Raw genomic sequence first — 24,569 nt, 5'->3', positions numbered from 1 at the left:
GGGGAAGCCATGACAGCGACGACCGACGGCAGCGCCGAGGGCGCCGGCGCCGGCAGCGAATCCACCCCGGGCCTCCCGGCGGCCCCCGGCGTGGGGCCCGCCCGCGGCCCGGCCGCCGAAGTGGGGCCCCCGGCCCCGCCCCACGCGGCCCGGCCCCGCGTCGAGTACGGCGACGCGTCGGGCGCGGCCGGCCCGCGCGCCGACTACGGCCCGCCGGGCCCACCCGGAGCGGACGGCGGCCGGGTGCGCGTGGGCAGGGTCGGGGACCGGCCGGGCACGACGCGGGCACCCGGCGCGGCGCCGCCCGGCTTCGGCCCGGAGGCCCGTCCACGGGACGAGCCCGCAGGCCGCGTGCGCGTGAGCGTGCTCGCGGACGTCCCGGCCGGTCCGGGACCGGACCGGGCGGGCACGGCCCGGACCGCCGCGGACCTGCCCGAGCCGCCGGCCGGCACCCGGCCGCTGGTGTACGAGGCCGCCGCGCGCGCCACCCGGAACCTGCTGGACCGCCAGGATCCCGAGGGCTGGTGGAAGGGCGACCTGGAGACCAACGTCACCATGGACGCGGAGGACCTGCTGCTCCGGCAGTTCCTCGGGATCCGGGACGAGGCCACCACCCGGGCGGCCGCCCTCTTCATCCGCGGCGAGCAGCGGGAGGACGGCACCTGGGCCACCTTCCACGGCGGACCGCCCGAACTGTCCGCCACCATCGAGGCCTACGTCGCACTGCGCCTCGCCGGGGACGCGCCGGACGCCCCGCACATGAGCCGCGCCTCGGCCTGGATCCGGGCCCATGGCGGGATCGCCGCCGCCCGCGTCTTCACCCGGATCTGGCTGGCCCTCTTCGGCTGGTGGAACTGGGAGCACCTGCCCGAACTCCCGCCCGAGCTGGTCTTCCTGCCGCCCTGGGTGCCCCTGAACATCTACGACTTCGGCTGCTGGGCCCGCCAGACCATCGTCCCGCTCACCGTGGTCTCCGCGCTGCGCCCGGTCCGCCCGGCCCCCTTCGCCCTCGACGAGCTGCACGCCGACGCGCGCACGCCCCACCCGGTCAGGAGACTCGCCCCGCTGACCAGCTGGGACGGCGCCTTCCAGCGGATGGACAAGGCCCTGCACGTCTACCGCCGGTTCGCCCCGCGCCGGCTGCGCAAGGCCGCGATGGCCACCGCCGGCCGCTGGATCGTCGAACGCCAGGAGAACGACGGCTGCTGGGGCGGGATCCAGCCGCCCGCCGTGTACTCGGTCATCGCCCTGCACCTGCTCGGCTACGACCTCGGACATCCGGTGATGCGCGCCGGACTGGAGTCCCTGGAGCGGTTCGCGGTGTGGCGCGCGGACGGCGCCCGGATGATCGAGGCCTGCCAGTCCCCGGTGTGGGACACCTGCCTCGCCGCGATCGCCCTGGCCGACGCGGGTCTGCGCCCCGACCACCCGGCGCTGGTCAGGGCCGCCGACTGGATGCTCGGCGAGGAGATCGTCCGCACGGGCGACTGGGCCGTACGCCGGCCCGGCCTCGCCCCCGGAGGCTGGGCGTTCGAGTTCCACAACGACACCTACCCCGACATCGACGACACGGCCGAGGTGGTCCTCGCCCTGCGCCGGATCAAGCACCCGGACCCGGCCCGGGTCGAGGGGGCCATCGCCCGCGGGGTGTCCTGGAACCTCGGCATGCAGTCGAGGAACGGGGCGTGGGGCGCCTTCGACGCCGACAACACCAGCCCCCTGCCGAACAAGCTGCCCTTCTGCGACTTCGGCGAGGTCATCGACCCGCCCTCGGCCGACGTCACCGCCCACGTGGTGGAGATGCTCGCCTTCGAGGGCCGGGCGAAGGACGCCCGGACCCGACGCGGCATCGACTGGCTGTTCGCCGAGCAGGAGGCGTTCGGCGGCTGGTTCGGCCGCTGGGGCACCAATTACGTCTACGGGACCGGCTCGGTGGTCCCGGCCCTCGTCGCCGCCGGGATCGCCCCGGGGCATCCCGCGATCCGGCGGGCCGTGCGCTGGCTGGAGTCCGTACAGAACGAGGACGGCGGGTGGGGCGAGGACCAGCGCTCCTACAAGGACCCGTCCTGGGCCGGGAAGGGCGCCTCCACCCCCTCGCAGACCGCCTGGGCGCTGATGGCCCTGCTGTCGGCCGGCGAACGCGAGGGCAAGGCCGTCGAGCGGGGCATCGCCCACCTCGTGGAGACCCAGAAGGAGGACGGCACCTGGGACGAGCCGTACTTCACCGGCACCGGCTTCCCCTGGGACTTCTCCATCAACTACCACCTGTACCGGCAGGTGTTCCCGCTCACCGCGCTCGGCCGCTACCTGTACGGGGAACCGTTCGCCCCGGCCGGAGCGCACCCGGCAGCGGCAGGGGAGGCGTGATGCCCGCCGCCGACGGGGACCGGGGCCGCGGGACCGACCCGCTGCTGGTGGCCTGCGCGCTGCGCATCGAGCAGGTGGCGCTGCGCAGCGCCGGCGGCGGCTCCGGGCGCGGATCGGCCGGCGGGCACGTCCTGCTGCGCACCGGGATGGGCCCGCGCGCGGCCGAGCGGGCGCTGGGCCGCGCACTGGAGCGGCCGGGCATGGACCGGGCCGCCGTCCTCGCGACGGGCTTCTGCGCCGGGCTGGTACCCGGCATGCACCCCGGAGACCTCGTCGTCGCCGAGGAGACCCGGGACCCGCGGGGGATCGTCCCCTGCACCGGCAGCGCCCTGCTCGCGGAGGCACTGGCCCGGGCCGCGCCCGGCCGGACCGTGCACCGTGGCGCGCTGACCGGATCCGACCACGTCGTCCGCGGCCAGGAGCGCGCGCAGCTGCGCGCCACCGGCGCCGTCGCGGTCGACATGGAGTCCGCGGCCACCCTGTGGGCCGCCACCCGGGGAGGTGGACGTCCGGTTGCGGCCGTCCGGGTGATCGTGGACGCTCCGGAGCACGAGCTCGTCCGTATCGGCACGGTTCGCGGGGGAATATCGGCCTTCCGTGTCCTGCGTGCCGTACTGCCCGCGTTTCATGAATGGCACCGTTCGTTGCTGCTCCCCAGGAGGTGAGCCAGATGGCCATGCCGCTGCGCCAGTCCATCAGGGTCGGGACGTATCTTCTCGAACAGAAACTCCGCAAGCGCGAGAAGTTCCCCCTGATCGTCGAGCTGGAACCGCTCTACGCCTGCAACCTGGCCTGTGAGGGGTGCGGGAAGATCCAGCACCCGGCCGGGGTGCTCAAGCAGCGCATGCCGGTCGCCCAGGCGGTCGGCGCCGTGCTGGAGTCCGGTGCGCCCATGGTGTCCATCGCGGGCGGCGAGCCCTTGATGCACCCGCAGATCCACGAGATCGTCCGGCAGTTGGTGGCGAGGCGGAAGTACGTATTCCTCTGCACCAACGCGATGCTGCTGCGCAAGAAGATCGAGAAGTTCACCCCTTCCCCGTATTTCGCCTTCGCCGTGCACATCGACGGTCTGCGCGAGCGCCACGACGAGTCGGTGGCCAAGGAAGGCGTCTTCGACGAGGCGGTCGCCGCCATCAAGGAGGCGAAGAGGCGCGGGTTCCGCGTGACGACCAACTCCACCTTCTTCAACACCGACACCCCGCAGACCATCATCGAGGTACTCAACTACCTCAATGACGACCTCCAGGTCGACGAAATGATGATCTCGCCCGCCTACGCCTACGAGAAGGCACCCGACCAGGAGCACTTCCTCGGCGTCGAACAGACCCGAGAGCTCTTCAGGAAGGCATTCGCGGGAGGCAACCGTCGGCGCTGGCGGCTCAACCACTCCCCGCTCTTCCTGGACTTCCTGGAAGGAAAGGCCGATTTCCCGTGCACGGCCTGGGCCATTCCGAATTACTCCCTCTTCGGCTGGCAGCGCCCCTGCTATCTGATGAGCGACGGATACGTACCGACGTACCGCGAACTCATCAACGACACCGACTGGGACAAGTACGGCCGAGGGAAGGACCCGCGCTGCGCGAACTGCATGGCGCACTGCGGCTACGAGCCCACCGCCGTCCTCGCGACCATGGGCTCCCTCAAGGAATCCCTGCGCGCGGCCCGGGAAGCGGTCGCCGGCAACCGGGACACGTCGGCATGACCGGGCGGCCACGGGAGGAAGGGGGCGGCCGGGGCCAAGGCTTCGACCTCGGCGCCCTGCTGGCCGAACGCGGGTCGGAGCGGTACGAGCTGCACGCCCGGCACCTCAACCACCAGCTGCCCCGCATGCTGCACACCATCGGCTTCGACAAGGTCTACGAGCGGGCCGAGGGCGCCCACTTCTGGGACGCCGAGGGCAACGACTACCTGGACATGCTGGCCGGGTTCGGGGTCATGGGCCTGGGCCGGCACCACCCGGTCGTGCGCCGGGCCCTGCACGACGTCCTGGACGCCCAGCTCGCCGACCTCACCCGCTTCGACTGCCAGCCGCTGCCGGGACTGCTGGCCGAGAAGCTGCTCTCGTACAGCCCGCACCTGGACCGGGTCTTCTTCGGCAACAGCGGCACCGAGGCGGTGGAGACGGCCCTGAAGTTCGCCCGGTACGCCACCGGGCGCCCCAGGATCCTCTACTGCGACCACGCCTTCCACGGGCTGACCGCGGGCTCCCTCTCGGTGAACGGGGAGAGCGGGTTCCGCGACGGCTTCGCACCGCTGCTCCCCGACACGAGGATCACGCTCGGGGACCTCGCGGCCCTGGAGCGGGAGCTGAAGCGCGGGGACGTGGCCGCCCTCGTCGTCGAGCCGATCCAGGGCAAGGGGGTCCTGGCCGCCCCGCCCGGATTCCTGCTCGCCGCCCAGGAGATGCTGCACGGGCGGGGGGCGCTGCTCATCGCGGACGAGGTGCAGACCGGCCTCGGACGTACCGGTGACTTCTACGCCTACCAGCACGAGCCGGGGGTGGAACCGGACCTGGTGTGCGTGGCGAAGGCGCTCTCGGGCGGATACGTCCCCATCGGAGCGACCCTGGGCAAGGACTGGATCTTCAAGAAGGTCTACTCGTCCATGGACCGGGTGCTCGTCCACTCCGCGAGCTTCGGTTCCAACGCCCAGGCCATGGCGGCCGGCCTCGCGGTCCTGTCCGTCATGGAGGACGAGGAGGTCGTGGCGAACGCCCGGGGCATGGGCGACCTGCTGCGCGGGCGCCTCGCCGCCCTGGTGGACGAGTACGAGCTGCTGCACGAGGTGCGGGGGCGCGGGCTGATGATCGGCATCGAGTTCGGCCGGCCGTCCTCGCTGGGCCTGCGCAGCCGGTGGACCATGCTGCAGGCGGCCCGCAAGGGACTCTTCGCGCAGATGGTAGTGGTTCCCCTGCTGCAGAAGCACCGGATCTTGACCCAGGTCTCCGGGGACCACCTGGAGGTGATCAAGCTGATCCCGCCGCTGATCGTGGACGAGGGGGACGTGGACCGGTTCGTGGGCGCCTTCCGTGAGGTCATGGACGAGGCGCACGGCGGGTCCGGGCTGATCTGGGACTTCGGCAGGACACTGGTGAAGCAGGCCGTCGCCACGCGCTGACGGCCCGCCCACCCCGTGGGGGAACCGGTCGGGCCGGTTCCCGTCCGCGTCAGACGAGGAGCCGGTCGCGCAGTCGGTCGAGGGTCTCGGGCGTCAGCCCGAGGCCCTCCGCCAGGTAGCGGTCCACCCCGCCCCACACCTCGTCGATGGTGTCGAAGGCGGCCACCAGGTACTCGGCGCGGGCGTCGAAGAGCGGCGCGAGCAGCTCCATCACCTCGGGGGAGCGGGCACCCGCCGACTCGTCGGTGCGGCGTACGCGATAGCGGCGGTGCGGGGCGTTCGACTCCAGGTAGTCCGTCACGATCGCCGCGCGCTCGACGCCCAGCGCGAGCAGGGTGACGGCGATCGACAGGCCGGCCCGGTCCTTGCCGGCCGCGCAGTGCATGAGCGCGGGGACGCTGTCCTCGGCGAGGGCGTGCACGACCCGGCTGTGCTCGGCGGTGCGCTGCCGGATGATCCCGCGGTACGAGTTCGACATCCGGGCCGCGGCCTTGCCGTCGCCCAGGATCTCGCGCAGCTGGACGAGGTCCCCGTCGCGGACCAGCCGCCAGAACTCCCGGCCGTCGGCCGGGTCCGAGAGCGGGATGTTGACGTTCCGGACGCCGGGCAGCTCGACGTCCGGCCCCTCCAGCGCGTGGTCGGCGACGTTGCGGAAGTCGAAGATGGTGTGGAGCCCGAGCGATGCGAGGAACTCTGCATCGCTTTCGGTGGCATGTGCGAGATGTCCGCTTCGGTACAGTCGTCCCGTCCTGACCGTTCGTCCGTCAGAAGTCGGCAATCCGCCCACATCGCGGAAATTGCGCACTCCGGACAGCTCCGGCTCCTGTATCTGCTGGGTCAAAGCAACTCCTCCGCCACGTGGTGGGTCCTCTGTCCGAATTACACTACTTGGCGCCAACTTGCCATATCCGGAGGCGAGATCGGGTACGCCCCCGTGAGCCAGATCATACGGTGACCGTGAGTGCCTGATCGTCAAAGGTGAATGGCCCCGTCGGAGGGGCTGTTGGCGGTGCGGAATGGACGGAGGGTGACGGTCGTTCCGTCGCTCCCTCATCCCTGTTATTCCGTCAGGGAATTCGCGGCTTGTTCCGTGCGGCCGCAAGGGATTACCTTCGCGATCGATCCGGGTGGACCGCCAAATCCTGCCGCCTCCCGGAAACCGCATCCGACCTATTCGCGCGGCAGGAGCGGGGGAACCAGGTAAGCCGCTGTTCCGGAGATCTTTTCACCGGGACGGCTCGGGGTGAAGTCGTTCATGTTCCGTACATGTACGGCCGGACATCTCCAGTCCGAACCCGACAGCTCACCTCGCAGGCGCCGGAGAGGAATTCGTCATGCCTGCAAAGGGTAAGCACCGCCGTCCCAAGTCCCTTTCCCTTTCCCGCGGTTTCGCCGTCGCCGGAACCGGTGGCGCGGCCCTCGCGCTGCCGCTGATCGGTGCCGCCGGCGCCCACGCGGCCGGCGCCCCGACCGCCGCCCCCGCGGTGACCCCCGCGGTGGCGACGCAGGCTCCCCTCGCTCTCCGTTCGGCGCCCGCCGCCGTGCAGACCGCCCAGACCGTCTACACCGTCGTGCCGGGCGACTACCTCTCCAAGATCGCCGCCGAGCGCCACCTGTCCGGCGGCTGGGAGCAGCTGTACGCCGACAACCGCGAGGCCGTCGGTGGCAACCCGTCGCTGATCCACCCCGGCCTGAAGCTCCACCTCGGCGGTCCCGGCGAGCCGGCTCCGTCCGAGGCCGAGGCCGCCCCGGCCCCCCAGGCGGAGGCCGAGGCCGACGCGAAGCCGGCCGAGCAGGCCGCGCCGAAGCCGGGTCGCGAGCACGCCGAGCAGGCCGCCCCGGCGCAGCCGGAGGCCGCCGCCGAGCCCCAGGCCGAGGCCCCCGCCGCCGCCCCGCGGTCCGCCGCCGGCTTCGTGGCCCCGGTCGGCGGTGGCATCTCCACCCAGTACAAGGTCGCCGGCAGCATGTGGTCCTCCGGCTACCACACCGGCGTCGACTTCATCGCGAGCATGGGCACCACCGTCAAGGCGGTCGGCGCGGGCACCGTGGTCTCCGCCGGCTGGAGCGGCTCGTACGGCAACGAGATCGTCATCCGGCACGCGGACGGCAAGTACTCCCAGTACGCCCACCTCTCCCAGCTCTCCGTCTCCTCCGGCCAGAGCGTCACCGCCGGCCAGGCCATCGGCCTCTCCGGCTCCACCGGCAACTCGACCGGCCCCCACCTGCACTTCGAGATCCGTTCGACCCCGTCCTACGGCTCGGACATGGACCCGATCGCCTACCTCCGCGCCAACGGCGCGAGCCTCTGACGGCACCCGCCGTCGGACCACCGACACGCGTGAGGCCGGGACCCGAGGGGGGTCCCGGCCTCACGTGTACTTATTCCTTATCTCCCGCGTGGTAGAGATCACGGTCCGTCAACCCCTTATTACGTTGGCGTAGGTTGCTTGCGGGAGTGAAGGATGGTCTTTCGTGGCAGCGACGACGACGAAACTCAAGACCATCGGCTCGTACGCGGCGATCGGGGACAGCTTCACCGAGGGTGTGGGGGACCCGGGACCCGGGGATTCTTATCTCGGCTGGGCGGACCGGCTCGCCGTGCTCCTATCCGATCAGCGCGAAGAGCATGACTTCCGGTATGCGAATCTGGCCGTGCGGGGGAAGCTTCTCGACCAGATCGTGGCCGACCAGCTCCCGAGAGCCAAGGCCCTCGCACCGGACCTGGTGACCTTCTGTGCGGGCGGCAACGACATCATCCGGCCCGGGACCGACCCGGACGACGTGGCGGAGCGGTTCGAGGCGGCCGTGGCCGACCTCACCGGGGCCGTCGGACAGGTCATGATCACCACCGGCTTCGACACCCGGGGCGTACCGGTGCTCAAGCACCTGCGCGGCAAGGTGGCGACGTACAGCGCGCACGTCCGCGCCATCGCCGACCGCTACGACTGCCCGGTGCTCGACCTCTGGTCGCTGAAGTCCGTACAGGACCGACGGGCCTGGGACACCGACCGGCTGCACCTCTCGCCCGAGGGACACACCCGGGTCGCGCTGCGCGCCGCCCAGGTGCTCGGGCTGGACGTGCCGGCCGACCCCGACCAGCCGTGGCCGCCGGAGCGGCCGCGCGGCTCGGTGGACGTGACCCGGGACAACATCCAGTGGGCGCGCGAGCACCTCGCGCCGTGGATCGGCCGCCGGCTGCGCGGGGAATCCTCCGGGGACCACGTGGAGGCGAAGCGGCCGGACCTGCTGCCGCTCTAGGTCGGCCGTTCCGGATCCTGCCGGGCGCCGGGCGGTCATGGGCCGGCAAGATCGGCGGGAGACGGCCCGGGAGTGTCCGCGACACTTCCCGGCGGGTGCGGGAGCCGGAAGCGGAATCCTTCGGGGTCGGTGTGCGTTGGGATGGTCGTAGAGCGACGACCGTCCTGACCCCATCCTCCCTGGAGGCGCTTTGACCGGCTCCCGTCCCTTGCGTCCGCGGCTGCGTGCCCTGCGGCCCGAAGCCTTCGGTGCGGACCCGTCCGGTGCCCGGCTGGAGCGGATCCGCCGCTCGCCGAACTTCGCCGACGGCGTCTTCCAGAACCCGGTCGGGGCCCGGAATCGGCCCTCGGGCTCGATGGCGGAGTTCGCCAAGATCTACTTCCACCGGGAGCAGCGGGTGCGGCGCAGCCCCGCGGCGCCGATCCCCGTCCATCCGACGACCCTCGCGGACCTGGCGAAGCCGCCCGCGAGCGGCCTGCGACTGACCTGGATGGGCCACTCCAGCGTGCTCGCGGAGATCGACGGGCGCCGGGTGCTGTTCGACCCGGTGTGGGGCGAGCGGTGCTCCCCCTTCCCCTTCGCCGGACCCAAGCGGCTGCACCCGGTCCCGGTCCCGCTGGCCTCGCTCGGCCGGGTCGACGTCGTGGTCATCTCGCACGACCACTACGACCACCTCGACCTGCCGACGATCAAGGCGCTCGCCGGTACGGACACGGTCTTCGCCGTTCCGCTGGGCGTCGGCGCGCACCTGGAGCGTTGGGGAGTACCGGCCGACCGGCTGCGCGAGCTGGACTGGAACGAGAGCACCAAGGTCGCCGGTCTCACCCTGACGGCCACCCCCGCCCGGCACTTCTGCGGCCGTGGCCTGCGCAACCAGCAGCACACCCTGTGGGCTTCGTGGGTCGTCGCGGGCGACGAGCACCGGATCTACCACAGCGGGGACACCGGCTACTTCCCCGGATTCGAGGAGATCGGCGCCGAGCACGGGCCCTTCGACGCCACCATGATCCAGATCGGTGCGTATTCGGAGTACTGGCCCGACATCCACATGACGCCCGAGGAAGGCATGCGCGCCCACCTCGACCTGCAGGGCGGCACCCCCCACGGCACGATGCTGCCGATCCACTGGGGCACCTTCAACCTGGCCCTGCACCCGTGGGACGAGCCGGGCGAGGGCACGCTGGCCGCGGCCGACGGGGCCGGAGCGGCCGTCGCGCTGCCGATCCCGGGTCAGCCCTTCGAGCCGAACGCCGCCGACGCCCCGCGTCTGCCCTGGTGGCGGCCCTTCGTCGCCGGGACGCCGGCGGGCGGCCGGGTCGACGGCCCCTCGGCCGTACCCACGCCGGCCGCCGGGTCGGTGGCGGGGACGGCGGCCCGGGTGGGATCCGCGGCAGCGGGCGGCCAGGAGAAGCAGGAGTCCGTCGGGTCGTAGCGAACGGGCCCGGACGGAGCTCACGGCCGCCCCGGCACGTCGGGGCGGCCGCCGGTCGTCCGGGTCCGCTGCCCGGGTCCGCTGCCCGGATCCGTTGCCCGGGCCCGCTGCCCGGGTCCGTCGTCCGGACCGGTCGTCCGGGCCCCGCTTCCCGATCGACCCGGCTGCCGTGGGGCGGCGCCGGGGCGCTCCCAGGGCCTGACCGGCGCATTCGGGCTGCTGTACGAGCGCTCCACCGGGAGCGGGAAGCACCCCCGCGAAGTTCGCCAACTGGCAGTCCGGGGTGCTGCGGTGGGGTCTAGCGTGGGTATTCGGTGATCAACACCGGGCCCCGGGAACGCTGGGGGCCGGGCCCCACGTACCGAGGACGCAGATGTCCGGACTCCGCGCCGCCCGCCACGCACCGTCGAGACACGCCGTCACCGGTCCCAGCCGGCAGATACGCCCCCTGCTGGTGCGCGCCGCCGTACTGCCCACGCTCGCCGCCGCGCTCAGCGGAGCCGCCGCGGTGATCTTCACCCTCCAGCTCGGCGGGGGAGCCGGCGACCGCGACGCCCGACTGTGGCCGGTGCTCACCGGCTGCGCCCTCCTCGTGGTGGGCGCCCTTGCCGCGGCCCTGCTCGGGGCCCAGCGCGCCGGTAAGGCCGTACGGGACCGGTGCGAGGCGCTGCGCCGCTCCAGCGTGCGCGGCCGGGGCGAGCTGCGCACGGCCGCCGACCGGCTGGAACGGGGCGAGACCCCGCCCCGGCCGGTGCGGGGCGGACCGAGCACGCCGCCGCCCGGCGGGGACCCGGCCGGGATGGACGAGTTCTGGCTGCTCTCGCAGGAGCTGCGCGGTGCCCGCGAGGAGGCGCACACGACCCTCCTGCGGTTGGCCGGACCGGCCGCCCCGACCGACAGCGAGCGCAAGGTCGAGGTCTTCGTCAACCTCGCGCGCCGGCTCCAGTCCCTCGTGCACCGGGAGATCTCGCTGCTGGACGAGCTGGAGGACACGGTCGAGGACCCGGACCTGCTCAAGGAGCTCTTCCACGTCGACCACCTCGCCACCCGCATCCGCCGCCACGCCGAGAACCTGGCCGTACTGGGCGGCGCCGCCTCCCGCCGCCAGTGGACCAGGCCCATCGACCTGAGCGAGGTGCTCCGCTCCTCGGTCGCGGAGGTCGAGCAGTACACCCGGGTCAAGGTCGTGCCCCCGGCCGGCGGCAGCGTGCGCGGACACGCCGTCGCGGACGTGGTGCACCTGCTGGCCGAACTGGTCGAGAACGCCACGGTCTTCTCCGCGCCCGACACCGATGTGGTGCTGCGTGCCGAGCGGGTCACCGCCGGGATCGCCGTCGAGGTGGAGGACCGGGGGCTGGGCATGCCGGCCGAGGAACAGCACCGGATGAACGCCCTGCTCGCCGACCCGGACCGGATCAGCGTCCGGAACCTGCTGGCGGACGGCCGGATCGGCTTGTTCGTGGTGGCGGCGTTGGCCCGCCGGCACGGGATCGCCGTCGAGCTCAAGTCGAACATCTACGGTGGCGTGCTCGCCGTGCTGGTCCTGCCGCAGGAGCTGCTGGGCGCCGAGGCGCCCACTGCGGCCGACGCGGCGGGGGGCTCGCGGGCCACCTCGTGGGGGAGCGGGCAGGGGGCGGCGACGCCGCCGCTGGAGCCCGTACGGATGCCCCCGCCGGCGCCCCTGCCCGAGGGATGGCAGGCGTCTGGGGGCCCGGGAGCCGCCGCCCCGCACGACCCCGAGCCGCACGCAGCACCGGCGTCCGCACCCGCACCCGCCGCATCCGCACCCGCCGCCGCACCCGCGTCGGCGTCCCCCTCCCCCTCCCCGTCCACCCCCGTGCCCCGCCCCCGGCCGGAGCCCCGGCCGGGGTCCCACCCCGCGCCCCTGCCCGCACCCCGGTCCGCGGAGGCGGACGGCCTCGGAGCGGTGGCCTGGTCGGCGCCCGTAGCCGATCCGCGGGGCGGGCCCGCCCCGGGCCCGTCGACCGGAGCCGTGGCCTGGTCGGCGCCCGAGCCCGAAGCGCAGCCCGCGCCCGGTTCCGTACCCGACGTACTCGACGTACCCGGCGTACCGGACTCGGGTGACCGGCCGCGGCTGCCCCGGCGCCGGGCCCAGGAGCACCTCGCACCCCAGCTCCGCGAGGCCCCCGCCCCCCGGCGGGCCGCGGACCCCGAGCAGCCGGTGCACGACCCGGGCCTGATGGCCGCCTTCCAACGGGGTTTCGGCCTCGCCCAGTCGGAGAACCAGGTATGACCCCGACCCCTCACCTCATCAGCAAGGAGCGCACCCCCATGGGCGGCGAAGTGGCGACGAAGACCGGCAGCCGGCTCTCCGACCTCGATTGGCTGCTCAGCGGCCTGGTGCAGCGCGTGCCGTACACGCGAAGCGCCGTGATCCTCACCGCCGACGGGCTCGTGACCTGCGTGCACGGACTGGACGCCGACAGCGCCGACCACCTGGCCGCCCTCGCCTCAGGGCTGTACTCACTGGGCCGCAGCGCCGGCTCCCGCTTCGCGGACGGCGCCGAGGTACGACAGGTCGTGGTCGAACTCGACACCGCGCTCGTCTTCGTCTCCGCCGCCGGATCCGGTACCTGCCTGGCCGTCCTCGCCGACCGGGAGGCCGACGCCGGGGTGCTCGGCTACGAGATGGCGATGCTGGTCAAGAGCGTGCGTCCGTACCTCGCGGCCCCGCCGCGACGGCCCGCCGCCGACGTGGAGCGATGAGGTCCCGCGGGACGGGGGCGTACGCGAAGGGACGGGACACACCGTGGCTCGACGACACGGCGGGCCGCGTGATGCGCCCGTACACCGCCAGCGGGGGGCGGACCCGGCCGGGCTTCACGCTCGACCTGCTCTCGCTGGTGACCGCGACCGGGGTGAGGCCGCACGTCCCGCTCGGGACCGAGCACACCCTGGCCCTGCGGATGTGCGCGGGCGCCTCCGGTGTCACCGTCGCCGAGGTGGCCGGGCAGTTGCGGCTGCCCGCCGTCGTGGTGAAGGTGCTGCTGTCCGATCTGATGGAACACGGGGCCGTCATGGCGCGGGCACCGCGGTTCCCGGGCGGCGGCTCGTACGCCGCCGACGACCGGTCCCTGCTCCTGGCGGTGCTCGATGGCCTACGTGAACGACTGTGACGCCCCCGCCCCTGCCCCCGGGCGGGCCGCGCATCCGGCCCGGGCCGCCGCGGCGCCGCCCGCGACCTTGAAGATCCTCGTCACGGGCGGGTTCGGGGCGGGCAAGACCACCTTCGTCGGCGCGGTGAGCGAGATCGAACCGCTGAGCACGGAGGAACTCCTCAGCGGGGTCGGCGCGAGCCGCGACCCGCTGCACGGCGTCGAGGAGAAGACCACGACGACGGTCGCGCTCGACTTCGGGCGGATCACTCTGGACGAGCGCCATGTGCTCTACCTCTTCGGCACCCCGGGACAGCACCGGTTCTGGTTCCTCTGGGAGGAACTGTGCGCGGGGGCGCTCGGGGCGGTGGTGCTGGCCGACACCCGCCGCCTGGCCGACTGTTTCCCCGCCGTGGACTTCTTCGAGCGGCGGGGGATCGGCTTCATCGTCGCCGTCAACGAGTTCGACGGCGGTCACCGCTACGGGCCCGACGAGGTCCGCGAGGCGGTAGGGCTCGGGCCCGAGGTGCCCGTCGTACGGTGCGACGCGCGTCTGGCGAGCTCCGGGACGGGGGCGCTGGTCGCCCTCGTCCGCCATCTGCTCTGCATGTCCGCAGTCAGCTCTTCGTCCTCGGAGTCGGGGGAACCGCCATGACGTACTACGAATCGACCGGACACCTGCTGCTCACACCGGTCGACCGGGAGGCACCCGCACGCGCCGTCCGGCTGCGCGAGCTGGGCCTGGGGGAGCGGACGGACACCGAACTGGACGCCTTCGCACGACGCGTCGCCGACGCCCTCGGCGCACCGTACGCGGGGGTCAACTTCGTCGGCGAGGAACGCCAGTTCTTCGCCGGGCTGCACCATGGCGCACAGGCCGCGGCGAGCGGCTACCCGGCGCGGGTACTGGCCCGGGACCACGGCTACTGCCCGCACGTGGTGGTGCGGCGGCGGGCGCTGGTCCTGGAGGACGTACGGGACTTCGCGCGCTTCGCGGGCAACGTGGTGGTGGACGAGAGCGGGGTGCGCTCGTACGTGGGCGCACCGCTGACGGACCGGCGCGGGATCGTCCTGGGCACGGTGTGCGCGGTGGACGTGGTGCCCCGGCGGTGGGGTACGGAGGGACTCGCCACCGTGAAGGCCCTCGCGGCGGAACTGGTGGCCCTGGTGCACGAGCGGGAGGACCGGCGGGGGTGAGCGCGATTGTCGGCGGCGCGCGCTACGGTCGCCGGACGAGGGTTCGGCGGAGGCTGGAGAGGAGCCACGGGGATGGCCACAACCGCGCAGGACGTCCGACTGATCGCACTGTCGCTCCCGGACAGCACGGAGAAGCTCGCCTGGGGCATGCCGACCTTCCGGGTCGGCGGGAAGATCTTCGTCTCGCTGGCCGACGACGACAGCACGATCGGGGTGAAGTGTCCGAAGGAGGACCGGGCGGAGCTGATCGCGGCCGAGCCGGAGAAATTCTTCCTGCGCGCCGGCCACGACGACAACTACGCCTGGATCCGGGTCCGGCTCGCGGCCGTGACGAACGAGGCCGAGCTGCGCTCCATCCTGACCGACTCCTGGCTCCAGGCGGCCCCCAAGCGCCTGATCGCCGCCCATCCGGAGCTGAGCGGCGCCGCGGGCTGAAGGCCGCCACCGGGCCGCGCGGACCCGGAGGCCGAAAGGTGCGCGCAACCACCCCACGAAGTGCGGTATCGTTCTCCTGCGCGTTCAACCAGGGGAAACCCCAGGTCAGCGCGCATCGGGACGTGGCGCAGCTTGGTAGCGCACTTGACTGGGGGTCAAGGGGTCGCAGGTTCAAATCCTGTCGTCCCGACTGTGCTTTGTGCACGTCGGAGGCCGTTCTCTCATCTCTGAGGGAGCGGCCTTTTCGTGTGTCCTGGGGGTGTGGCCGTGGGGGCGCGAGGGAGTCGGGCACGCGCCGGTCCGGCGCCGGTGGGTTCCCTGCGGCCGGGACGCCGGCGCGGCAGGATGGCTCCAGGGGGTGGTCTTCCGGAGAGGCATGGGCCGATGTGGGTGGCTGGTGAGGCGTACGAGCCGTATGTGGGGCGATGGAGCCGCTCGGTGGCACGCCGCTTCGTCAGCCTGCTGGACGCGGCTCCTGGGGGGAGCTGGCGCGACATCGGGTGCGGCACGGGTGCGGTGACGCAGGCCGTGCTGGATCTTGCCGAACCGGAGACCGTCGTCGGCATCGATCCGTCCCCCGGCTACGTGCAGTACGCACGGAGGACCGTCACCGACCCGCGGGCGCACTTCGCCCTGGCCGACGCGGTGAACCTGCCCTTCGCCGACGCCACCGCGTCGGTCGCCGTCAGCGGGCTCGTGCTGAACTTCGTGCCGGACCCGCCCCGCGCGGCGGCCGAGATGGTGCGTGCGGTCCGGCCCGGGGGGCTGGTGGCGGCGTACGTCTGGGACTTCGAGGAGGGCGGTATGGAGACCATCCGCGCATTCTGGGACGCCGCGTCCGCCCTGGATCCGGACGCCCGGGCCCTGGACGAGGCCGTCAGGTTTCCGCTGTGCGGACGGGCGCCGATGAGGGAGCTGCTGGTCGGCGCGGGGCTGGAGGGCGTCGAGGTGGACGCGATCGGTGTCCCCACCCGGTTCTCGGGTTTCGACGACTTCTGGCAGCCGTTCCTGGGCGGGCAGGGGCCGGCGCCGGCCTACGTGGCCTCCCTGCCGCAGGAGCGTCGCGCGGAGCTGCGCGAGCGGTTGCGGTCGACGCTGCCCCGGGCGGCGGACGGCTCGATCGAGCTGCGGGCGCGGGCCTGGGCCGCACGGGGCCGGCGCACGGCATGACCGACGGGCCGCTCCGGAGTGTTCCGAAGCGCCCCATCGATCCCGCCGCAGGCCGGCTCAGGCCCGCTCGGCCCCGCTCGGGCCGCTCAGGCCCAGGTCAGGTGGTCGTGCCGGCGTCCGCCTCCCGTCGCGTGACCGCGCACAGCGCCCGGACCACGGACGGACCGACGGCGATCAGGATCACGGACCACCACGGGTGGACGGCAGCCGCAGGAAATTCGCGATCGCGCCGAGTCCGTCGACGGCGCGGTCACCCTCCGTCGGCATTTCGGCGGCGGACAGGGCCGTTCCGGAGGACTCCGGAACGGCCCCTCGTCGCCCGGGCCCGGCAAGATCCGGAAGAGACGGCCTAGTGCGGACCCGCCAGGACCGGGTGCGGGGCGCGCGGGCCCGGAGGGTGGGACGGCCGCTCGCCGTGGGACCGGGCCGCGGTGGCCGGCCGGCGGGCCAGGTTCGCGCTGATCATCGCCGCGGCGCGGGCCACGGACTCGCCCAGCGATGCGGTCTGCCGTGGGTCGAGGCTGGTCGCCGCCACAGCGGCGACCACCTGCCCCGACGCGGACAGGATCGGCGCCGACACGCACGAGAGGGTGCTCACGCACTGCCCGTACTCGAAGGCGAGCCCCCGCTCCCTGACCTGCGCGACCTCGCGGGCCCACGAGGAGGCCGTCCGCCCCTCGGGCGGGTCGCCCACCGGGGCCGAGGCCGCCAGGATCAGCTCGGCCGCGCTTCCGGGGGGCAGTACGACGCCCGACCTCAGCGGAAGCACGTCGTCCACCTCGCCGCGCAGACCAGCGACCACGATCGTCCGTCCCGCCTCCGCCACCGACAGGCTGAGGCTCAGCCGGCCGTTCGCGGAGGCGAGCTCACGCAGCGGCAGGGCCGATGCCGCGCGCAGCGCCCGCGCCGGGTGCCACGCCTGCCCCAGCCGGAAGGCCCGCGCCCCGAGCCGGTAGCGGCCGGAGCGGCTCTGCACCGCACCCAGCGCGACCAGCTGCCCCAGTAGCCGGTGGGCGGTGGCCTTCGGTAGTTCCGCGTCGGTGGCCAGGCGGGTCAGCCCGACCTCCTCTCCCTCCGCGAGCACCTCCATCAACGCGAAGGCACCTTCCAGTACGCCCCGCCCCTCTGTGCCGGATCTGGCCATGGGCGGTCCCCCTTTCACGCCTGGCCCCATCGGTCGGACGGAACCAGAACTCCCCGTTCGTACCGGCTCGTCGGAGGTATCGCTGGTGCCGTCCCCCGTTCACCGGTCCGTTGAATGGACCAGATCATTGCCCGTGCATTGCGATCGCGCCATTGTCTTCTTGTCCAAGTGACGGAACGTTACGGCGACTTCGCGGGAGCCCGACGGACCGTCCGCCCGGAACGAACAAGGAGGATCCGATGAGTGCGATCAAGACGAGCGCCAAGCAGTTCAAGTACGTCATGGGCGCCATGACGGCGGTCTTCTTCTCCACCTGTTCCGCCAGCTGACGAAGAAGTGAGGGGTGGGGGCGGCGCGTCGCCCCCACCCCTTCGCCACGCCCCAGGGAGGTACGAGTGCTGGAGACCGGTGTCCGCCAGGTACGGGTGGCCATGGCGATGGTGTTCGGCCGGCGGCTGAACGTACGGGCCGTCGAGCGGCTGGTCGCCGACGCCCTGCGCACGTTGGAGGAGTTCGGGTCGCTGGGCGACGACGTCGACGAACTGGCCGACGGGCCGTTCGCCGATCCCGACGAGCGTCGGGACCTGCAGGACCGCGCGCTCCGGCGGACCGTGCGCAGGCTCGCCAAGAGCTCCCCGTTCTACCGGGAGCGGCTCGCAGGCATCGACCTCGACGGCGTCACCGCCCGGACGCTCACCCGGATCCCGGTGACCCGCAAGGCCGACCTCGTCGAACGCCCCGCCGACTTCCTGTGCGGCGCCCCCTACCTGGCGACCCAGACGACCGGCACCACCGGCCGCCCCGTGCAGATCTGGCTCTCCCGCTACGAGATGGAGCTGTGGCCCGCACTGATCGCCCTGTCCCTGGTGTTGCGCGGCGACCTCGGGCCCGGCGACCGGATGCAGATCAACCTCAGCTCCCGGGCGACGGCCGCCGTGCAGGAGGACGTGGAGGTGTGTCGGCTCGCCAACGCCTCCTGCCACGTCGTGGGACAGGTCCCGCCGGACGAGTCCGTCGAGCACCTGCTGGCCGCGGGCGGGGGCACCCGGCCCACCATCCTCACCGGCAACCCCAGCTACCTCGGGCAGATGGTCACCGCCGCCCGGCGACGCGGCCACGGACCGGAGGACTTCGCGCTGCGCGCGATCTACGCCGGCGGGGAGATGCTGTCGCGGAGCCTGTCGGACGCGCTACGCGAGACCTTCGGCGCCAAGACCGTGGGGGACGCCTTCGGCATGACCGAACTGCTCCCGGTCGGCGGCCGCACGTGCAGCGAGCGGCATCTCCACATCGACCCCAACATGGGCTACACCGAGGTCCTCGACCTGGAGACCGGCGAGCCCGCCGGCCCCGGTCGGCTCGGCGAACTCACGATCACCCCCTACTTCCCCTACCGGGAGTGCATGCCGGTCCTGCGCTACAACACCGGTGACGTGGTCCGCACCCTGGAGGGCGAGCCCGCATGCGAACTGGCGGCCGTACCCGCCGTCTCCCACATCCTCGGCAAGGCCGGCGCGCTGCACCGCACCGTCGAGGGCATCGTGACCCCGCGCGACATCGTGGAGGCCTTGGACGGCACCCCCGGCCTGCCGTTCCCGCTGCGCCACCGGGCGGAGGTCGGCGCCGACGGCCGGCTCCACGTGGAGGTCGCCTCCAAGGAGGTCACCGAGGCGGAGGTGACCGAGCGGCTGCGCGCCCGGGCCGTCGATGCCCGCGTCACGGTCCTACCGGTGGACGAGGAGGAGGCCGCGCGCCTCTTCCCCCTCCGCTGCGACCTGCTGGAGCACACCTTCACCCGGAGCCACGCATGAGCGTCTTCTTCCAGCTCGCGGTCACCCTCGCCCTGGCGGTCGGTGTGTGCGCCGGCGCGATCGCGTACTTCCGTGCCGTACGCACGCCGAGACCGCCCGTCGGCGTCTTCAACGGCAGCGACATCTTCATGATGATGGGCTTCGTCCTGGCACTGCCGTACATCTACCTGACGCTGCCGGGAGCGGTCCTGCCGGTGGTGCTCGCCCTCGTCTTCGCGGGCGGGCTGTCCGTCGGCTACCAGCCCGTGATCGGGAACGCTCCACTGCGCCGGTCGCTGATCGCCGTACTGATCGCGAGCGTGCTCGGCTGCCACCTGGCCTTCGGCGAGACCGCGCCGCCGTACTGGGTGGCGAACAGCGTCGTCGTCGTACTGATCGTGGTCTCCGCCACCAACCTCAACGTGCAGGGCGGCATGCGGCTGAAGAACGTCGCGTGGTTCCTGCTCGCGCTCACCGCGTACGACGCCTTCTTCGCCTGGGTCGTCCCGCTCACCCAGGAACTGTCCGACGCCGTCCAGGGGTATCCGTACGCCCCCGCCGCGGGCCTGCGCATCGGCGAGGACCTGGGGGCGGTGGTCGGCATGGGCGATCTGCTGGCGTACGCGCTGTTCACCACCACCGCCTACAAGGCGTACGGGACGCGGGGGCTGCGGACCGGGATCGCGCTGGTCACCCTCTTCGGCGCGGTGACCCCGGTCGCCACCCTGCACCTCCTCGCCGCGATCGGCGATCACGCGCCGACCCTCGTCCCGGCCCAGGTGTTCTTCGGCCCGGCGGCCTTCCTCGGCTACCGCTACCTGCGCCGGAGCGGCCCGGAGCGGCGGATGGCCGACGTGCCGCGCCGCGGGACGGCCACGACCCGTGGGGCCGCCGGCCGGGTGGGCCCGGCCCGTGGAGCCGAGGCCGAACCGGTGCGCTGAGGGGCCGCTTCCGACGGGCCCTTCCGACGGGCCTTCCGAGGGGCCCGGCCGCGCGGACGCGGCTAGCCTGGGACTGCGGTACCCCAGCGCGATCGCGCGATCGGAGGGTCGGGCGATGACCCGTGCCGACTGGCTTCTGGAACCCGGTGAGCGGGGCAACCCGGCGACGCGCCTGGACCGGCGCCGCCCGGACGGCGCGGCCTGGTCCCGCGGGAACCTCGTACGCCCCCTGGTCCACGGAGCCGTCTACTTCGCGGAGCTGCTGGCGGCCGTCCGCGCGATGGGCCCGGGCGATCTGCTGCTGTTCACCGACTGGCGCGGCGACCCCGACGAGCGGCTCGACGGACCCGGCACGGAGATCGGCTCGGTCCTGTGCCGGGCGGCCGAGCGCGGTGTCGTCGTGAAGGGCCTGCTGTGGCGTTCCCATCTGGACGGTCTTCACTTCAGCCAAGAGGAGAACCTTCGCTTCGGCAAGGAGCTAGCGGAGGCCGGAGCCGAGTGCCTGCTCGACATGAGGGTGCGACCGGGCGGCTCCCACCACCAGAAACTCGTGGTGCTGCGCCACCCGGGCCGCCCCGAGCTGGATGTCGCCTACGTCGGCGGCATCGACCTCTGTCGCAACCGCAACGACGACGCGACGCACGCCGGCGACCGCCGGTCACTGCCCTTGGCCCCCGCCTACGGGCCGCACCCGCCGTGGCACGACCTCCAGCTGGCCCTGCGCGGCCCGGTCGTCGGCGACGTCGAGGCCGTCTTCCGCGAGCGGTGGGAGGATCCGGCTCCGCTCAGCCGGAGCCCGCTCACCCGGCTGCGGGAGCGCGCGCACCGTGAGGACACCAGCGCCGACCCGCTGCCGCGACAGACCCCCGACCCGGCGCGGTGCGGCGCGCACACCGTCCAGCTGCTGCGGACCTACCCGAACCGGCTGCTGCGCGGCTACCCCTTCGCCCCCGACGGCGAGCGCAGCATCGCGCGGGGGTACACCAAGGCGCTGCGCCGGGCCCGGGCGCTGATCTACCTGGAGGACCAGTACCTGTGGTCGCCCCGGGTGGTGGACTGCTTCGCCCGGGCACTGCGCAGCCATCCGCGGTTGCGGCTGATCGGGGTCGTCCCCACGATCCCGGAGCAGACCGGTCCGCTGACGCTGCCGATGAACCTGATCGGGCGGGTCAAGGCCCTGGACGAGCTGCGCGAGGCCGGCGGCGACCGGGTCGCGGTGTACGGCCTGGAGAACCGGGCCGGAACCCCCGTCTACGTCCACGCGAAGGCGTGCGTGATCGACGACGTATGGGCCTCCGTCGGCTCGGACAACATCAACCTCCGTTCCTGGACCCATGATTCCGAGCTGAGCTGTGTCGTGTACGACGAGCGCACCGACCCGCGGAGCCCGGCCGATCCCGGCGGTCTCGGCGACGGGGCGCGGGTCTTCGCCCGCGAGCTGCGCCTGGAACTCATGGCCGAGCACACCGATGCCGGGACGACCGACGCACTGTGCGACCCTGTGTCCGCTTTCGAACTCTTCGCGCGGAGCGCCGCCGCGCTGGACGCCTGGTACGAGGGCGGCCGCCACGGCCCGCGGCCACCGGGCCGGCTGCGCCGGTACGCCCGGCCGGAGCTCGGGACGGCGCGGCGGATGCTCGTCACCCCGCTGCACCGGGTGCTCGTGGACCCGGACGGCCGCCCGCTCGGGATGAGGCTCCGCCGAAGGTTCTGAGGCACCTTCCAGCAGCAAACCATTGCTAAAACGTACAAATTGATGTCACATAGTGCCCGTTCCCGACACGGTGGGTACCGCTTAAGTGACCAAAATGGCGGCGGGTTAGCATATGAGCACCGCCTAGCTCGAAAGATAATCCTGTGACTGTCAATGAGGACTCGTTCACCAGCTGGAAGAACCGCGAGGAGATCGCGGAGTCGATGATCCCGATCATCGGGAAGCTGCACCGGGAGCGGGACGTCACGATCCTGCTCCACAGCCGCTCCTTGGTGAACAAGTCGGTGGTCAGCATCCTCAAGACCCACCGATTCGCCCGTCAGATCGCCGGTGAGGAGCTCTCGGTCACCGAGACGCTGCCGTTCCTGGAGATCCTGACCACGCTCGATCTCGGCCCGTCCCAGATCGACATCGGCATGCTCGCCGCGGACTACAAGAGCGACGACCGCGGTCTCTCGGTCGCCGAGTTCACCGCCGACGCCGTCGCCGGCGCCACCGGCGCGAACAAGATCGAGCGTGGCGACGGCCGCGACGTCGTCCTGTACGGCTTCGGCCGCATCGGCCGCCTCGTCGCCCGCCTGCTGATCGAGAAGGCCGGCTCCGGCAACGGCCTGCGCCTGCGTGCCATCGTCGTCCGCCAGGGCGGCGACCAGGACATCGTCAAGCGCGCCTCGCTGCTGCGCCGCGACTCGATCCACGGCCAGTTCCAGGGCACGATCACCGTCGACGAGGCGAACAGCACGATCATCGCCAACGGCAACACCATCAAGGTGATCTACGCGAACGACCCGTCCGAGGTGGACTACACCGAGCACGGCATCAAGGACGCCATCCTCATCGACAACACGGGCAAGTGGCGCGACCGTGAGGGTCTGTCCAAGCACCTGCGCCCCGGCATCGACAAGGTCGTGCTGACGGCTCCGGGCAAGGGCGACGTCCCGAACATCGTCCACGGCGTCAACCACGACACCATCAAGCCGGACGAGCAGATCCTTTCCTGCGCCTCCTGCACCACCAACGCGATCGTCCCGCCGCTCAAGGCCATGGACGACGAGTACGGTGTCCTGCGCGGTCACGTGGAGACCGTCCACTCGTTCACGAACGACCAGAACCTGCTGGACAACTACCACAAGGCCGACCGGCGTGGCCGCTCCGCGCCGCTCAACATGGTCATCACCGAGACCGGCGCCGCCTCGGCCGTCGCCAAGGCGCTGCCCGACCTGAAGGCCCCGATCACCGGCAGCTCGATCCGCGTCCCCGTCCCGGACGTCTCGATCGCCATCCTGAGTCTGCGCCTGGGCCGTGAGACCACCCGTGACGAGGTCCTCGACTACCTCCGCGACGTCTCGCTGCACTCGCCGCTCAAGCGCCAGATCGACTTCACCACGGCTCCCGACGCGGTCTCCATGGACTTCGTCGGTTCGCGCCACTCCTCGATCGTCGACGCGGGCGCCACCAAGGTGGACGGCGACAACGCCATCCTCTACCTCTGGTACGACAACGAGTTCGGCTACTCCTGCCAGGTCATCCGTGTGGTCCAGCACGTGTCCGGCGTCGAGTACCCGACCTACCCGGTTCCGGCGGTCTGATCCGTCAGAACGCTCGCCGTCCGACCGGCTGCTTCGACAGGCGGGGTGACGGCGGGCGGGGCATCGATGCCGACGCGCATCGGTCGCCCCGCCCGCCGTCCCCCGCCTGTCGTGCGTCCCGCCCCCGTCCACGTGACGCCGACAGATGGCGGGCCAGAGCGATCCCGGCCAGGACGGCCACGAGCACGCACACACCCGGCCAGCCGGCGCTGCCGTGGACCCGCACGCCCAGCCAGGATCCGGCGCTGCCGCCCAGGTACGCACAGGTCATGTACGCGGTGTTGAGCCGGCTGCGGGCATCGGGGCGCAGGGCGTACACCCGGGCCTGGTTCGCGAGCATGCCGCACTGCATCGACACGTCGAGCAGCAGCGTGCCGACCGCCAGCGCGGCCGCACCCGCCGGCCCACCACCACCGCCCGCGGCGAGGACCGCGGCCGACAGCAGGACCCCGAGCAGGCAGCCGAGGTTCACCCGGTCCGGTCCCACCCGGTCCACCAGCCGCCCGGCGTACGGGGTGCACAGCATGGTCACCGCGCCCACCAGGGCGAGCACCCCCACCGCATGCGCGCCCAGGCCGTACACCGGGCCGGTGAGCAGCAGCGCCAGGCAGGTCCAGACGGCCGAGAAGGCGCCGAACACCGTCGCCTGGTAGAGGCAGGAGCGGCGCAGTTCCGGCTCGGCGCGCAGCAGGCGCAGCGGCTCGGCCAGCAAGGCCGCGTACCGCTGCCGCGAGGTCGGGACGGTGACCGGCAGGGTACGGGCCAGGACCGCCGCGAGCAGTAGAGCCACGGCCCCGGCCACCAGGTACGGGGCCCGCCACCCCAGCCATTCGCCGAGCGTCCCGCCGAAGGTGCGGGCCAACAACATGCCGCCGGTCGAACCGCTCAGCAGGGTGCCCAGGACGGCTCCCCGGCGGTCGGCGGCCACCAGACCCGCCGCCAGCGGACCGATGACCTGCGCGGCCACGGTGGTCGTGCCGACGACGGCCACCGCGGCGATCAGCGGGGCCAGCCCCGGCGCGCACCCCGCGAGAAGCAGACCGACGCCGGTGAGGGCGAGCAGGGTGACGAGGAACGGGCGGTGCGGCAGCCGGTCGCCGAGCGGCACCAGCAGGAAGATCCCCGCCGTGTAGCCGATCTGGATCGCGCTCACCACCAGGGCGGCGGAGCCGGGCGACTCGTGCAGCGCCGCGCCGACCAAGGGGCTGACGGCCTGCGGGAAGTAGACGGTACCCACGCCGACGGCGCAGGTCAGGGTGAGGAGCAGGAGCAGGCGGCGGCTCATCCCGGACCGCATGT

The 24,569-nt window shown here is 72.7% G+C and carries 21 protein-coding genes, 1 tRNA gene and 1 riboswitch; of the genes, 19 read left to right on the top strand and 3 right to left on the bottom strand.

The annotated features are described in order from the left end of the window. Nucleotides 1–9: 9 nt before the first annotated feature. The 4 genes from shc to BCL76_RS01100 are packed head-to-tail and all read left to right on the top strand — an operon-like array spanning nucleotide 10 to nucleotide 5,484. Nucleotides 10–2,367 carry a squalene--hopene cyclase gene (gene shc / locus BCL76_RS01115; RefSeq protein WP_258309185.1) on the top strand — a complete coding sequence of 786 codons (2,358 nt, stop codon included), beginning with the start codon at nucleotides 10–12 and terminating at the stop codon, nucleotides 2,365–2,367. Further along, nucleotides 2,367–3,032, top strand: a complete 666-nt coding sequence (locus BCL76_RS01110; protein ID WP_109777358.1) for a phosphorylase family protein — start codon at nucleotides 2,367–2,369, stop codon at nucleotides 3,030–3,032. Before shc ends, BCL76_RS01110 begins: the two co-directional genes overlap by 1 nt. A 5-nt stretch (nucleotides 3,033–3,037) precedes the next feature. After that, on the top strand, nucleotides 3,038–4,069 hold the full coding sequence (gene hpnH, locus BCL76_RS01105) for an adenosyl-hopene transferase HpnH (RefSeq protein ID WP_109777357.1): 1,032 nt from the start codon (nucleotides 3,038–3,040) through the stop codon (nucleotides 4,067–4,069). Beyond that, nucleotides 4,066–5,484, top strand: a complete 1,419-nt coding sequence (locus tag BCL76_RS01100) for an aspartate aminotransferase family protein (RefSeq protein ID WP_109777356.1) — start codon at nucleotides 4,066–4,068, stop codon at nucleotides 5,482–5,484. Before hpnH ends, BCL76_RS01100 begins: the two co-directional genes overlap by 4 nt. Before the next feature lie 49 nt (nucleotides 5,485–5,533). Here BCL76_RS01100 and BCL76_RS01095 read toward each other — a convergent pair whose 3' ends face one another. After that, nucleotides 5,534–6,325: a tyrosine-protein phosphatase gene (locus BCL76_RS01095; RefSeq protein WP_109777355.1), complete on the bottom strand. Its 792-nt coding sequence runs from the start codon at nucleotides 6,323–6,325 to the stop codon at nucleotides 5,534–5,536. A gap of 315 nt (nucleotides 6,326–6,640) precedes the next feature. Beyond that, a riboswitch (cyclic di-AMP (ydaO/yuaA leader) is annotated at nucleotides 6,641–6,816 on the top strand. Nucleotides 6,817–6,818: 2 nt separating this feature from the next. Here BCL76_RS01095 and BCL76_RS01090 point away from each other — a divergent pair. The 11 genes from BCL76_RS01090 to BCL76_RS01040 all read left to right on the top strand — a co-directional run bounded on the left by BCL76_RS01090 (nucleotide 6,819) and on the right by BCL76_RS01040 (nucleotide 16,092). Further along, the gene (locus BCL76_RS01090; RefSeq protein WP_109777354.1) at nucleotides 6,819–7,793 is read left to right on the top strand and encodes a M23 family metallopeptidase; all 975 of its coding nucleotides are present in this window, start codon (nucleotides 6,819–6,821) and stop codon (nucleotides 7,791–7,793) included. Nucleotides 7,794–7,956: 163 nt separating this feature from the next. Continuing rightward, a complete protein-coding gene (locus tag BCL76_RS01085; protein ID WP_109777353.1) occupies nucleotides 7,957–8,742 on the top strand; it encodes an SGNH/GDSL hydrolase family protein in 786 nt (261 codons plus the stop codon). Nucleotides 8,743–8,932: 190 nt separating this feature from the next. After that, complete coding sequence (locus BCL76_RS01080; protein WP_109777352.1) at nucleotides 8,933–10,174, top strand: MBL fold metallo-hydrolase; 1,242 nt, start codon at nucleotides 8,933–8,935, stop codon at nucleotides 10,172–10,174. Nucleotides 10,175–10,547: 373 nt separating this feature from the next. Beyond that, nucleotides 10,548–12,428, top strand: coding sequence for an ATP-binding protein (locus BCL76_RS01075; RefSeq protein ID WP_109777351.1), 1,881 nt, complete (start codon nucleotides 10,548–10,550; stop codon nucleotides 12,426–12,428). A 38-nt stretch (nucleotides 12,429–12,466) separates the two neighbouring features. After that, nucleotides 12,467–12,901: a roadblock/LC7 domain-containing protein gene (locus BCL76_RS01070; RefSeq protein ID WP_109777350.1), complete on the top strand. Its 435-nt coding sequence runs from the start codon at nucleotides 12,467–12,469 to the stop codon at nucleotides 12,899–12,901. Beyond that, the gene (locus BCL76_RS01065) at nucleotides 12,898–13,311 is read left to right on the top strand and encodes a DUF742 domain-containing protein (RefSeq protein ID WP_109777349.1); all 414 of its coding nucleotides are present in this window, start codon (nucleotides 12,898–12,900) and stop codon (nucleotides 13,309–13,311) included. Before BCL76_RS01070 ends, BCL76_RS01065 begins: the two co-directional genes overlap by 4 nt. Continuing rightward, nucleotides 13,289–13,945 carry a GTP-binding protein gene (locus BCL76_RS01060; protein WP_109777348.1) on the top strand — a complete coding sequence of 219 codons (657 nt, stop codon included), beginning with the start codon at nucleotides 13,289–13,291 and terminating at the stop codon, nucleotides 13,943–13,945. Before BCL76_RS01065 ends, BCL76_RS01060 begins: the two co-directional genes overlap by 23 nt. Further along, nucleotides 13,942–14,487 (top strand): GAF domain-containing protein, encoded by a 546-nt coding sequence (locus BCL76_RS01055; protein ID WP_109777347.1) that lies wholly within the window; start codon nucleotides 13,942–13,944, stop codon nucleotides 14,485–14,487. The genes BCL76_RS01060 and BCL76_RS01055 overlap by 4 nt, the downstream gene beginning before the upstream one ends. Before the next feature lie 72 nt (nucleotides 14,488–14,559). Then, a complete protein-coding gene (locus BCL76_RS01050; RefSeq protein ID WP_109777346.1) occupies nucleotides 14,560–14,922 on the top strand; it encodes an MmcQ/YjbR family DNA-binding protein in 363 nt (120 codons plus the stop codon). A gap of 116 nt (nucleotides 14,923–15,038) precedes the next feature. Next, nucleotides 15,039–15,112, top strand: a tRNA-Pro gene (locus BCL76_RS01045). 248 nt (nucleotides 15,113–15,360) lie between these two features. Then, complete coding sequence (locus tag BCL76_RS01040; RefSeq protein WP_309136786.1) at nucleotides 15,361–16,092, top strand: class I SAM-dependent methyltransferase; 732 nt, start codon at nucleotides 15,361–15,363, stop codon at nucleotides 16,090–16,092. A 349-nt stretch (nucleotides 16,093–16,441) separates the two neighbouring features. Here BCL76_RS01040 and BCL76_RS01035 read toward each other — a convergent pair whose 3' ends face one another. After that, entirely contained in the window at nucleotides 16,442–17,236 is a 795-nt protein-coding gene (locus BCL76_RS01035) for an IclR family transcriptional regulator (protein WP_109777344.1), read from the bottom strand. 395 nt (nucleotides 17,237–17,631) lie between these two features. On the opposite strand from BCL76_RS01035, the gene BCL76_RS01030 reads away from it, so the two are divergent. The 4 genes from BCL76_RS01030 to BCL76_RS01015 all read left to right on the top strand — a co-directional run bounded on the left by BCL76_RS01030 (nucleotide 17,632) and on the right by BCL76_RS01015 (nucleotide 23,270). Next, nucleotides 17,632–19,047 carry a phenylacetate--CoA ligase family protein gene (locus BCL76_RS01030; RefSeq protein ID WP_109777343.1) on the top strand — a complete coding sequence of 472 codons (1,416 nt, stop codon included), beginning with the start codon at nucleotides 17,632–17,634 and terminating at the stop codon, nucleotides 19,045–19,047. Continuing rightward, entirely contained in the window at nucleotides 19,044–19,967 is a 924-nt protein-coding gene (locus tag BCL76_RS01025) for a hypothetical protein (protein WP_109777342.1), read from the top strand. The genes BCL76_RS01030 and BCL76_RS01025 overlap by 4 nt, the downstream gene beginning before the upstream one ends. Before the next feature lie 115 nt (nucleotides 19,968–20,082). Further along, nucleotides 20,083–21,681 carry a phospholipase D family protein gene (locus BCL76_RS01020; RefSeq protein WP_109777341.1) on the top strand — a complete coding sequence of 533 codons (1,599 nt, stop codon included), beginning with the start codon at nucleotides 20,083–20,085 and terminating at the stop codon, nucleotides 21,679–21,681. 143 nt (nucleotides 21,682–21,824) lie between these two features. Continuing rightward, a complete protein-coding gene (locus BCL76_RS01015) occupies nucleotides 21,825–23,270 on the top strand; it encodes a glyceraldehyde-3-phosphate dehydrogenase (protein WP_109777340.1) in 1,446 nt (481 codons plus the stop codon). A gap of 4 nt (nucleotides 23,271–23,274) precedes the next feature. Here the strand turns inward: BCL76_RS01015 and BCL76_RS01010 are convergent, their stop codons facing one another. Further along, nucleotides 23,275–24,555 carry an MFS transporter gene (locus BCL76_RS01010; RefSeq protein WP_109778279.1) on the bottom strand — a complete coding sequence of 427 codons (1,281 nt, stop codon included), beginning with the start codon at nucleotides 24,553–24,555 and terminating at the stop codon, nucleotides 23,275–23,277. Between the last annotated feature and the right edge of the window lie 14 nt (nucleotides 24,556–24,569).

Origin of the sequence: Streptomyces sp. CG 926, assembly GCF_003148825.1 — a bacterium.
GTDB lineage: Bacteria > Actinomycetota > Actinomycetes > Streptomycetales > Streptomycetaceae > Streptomyces.
Note: the sequence above shows the minus strand (reverse complement) of the source record. Positions and strands in the feature narration are given on the sequence as shown.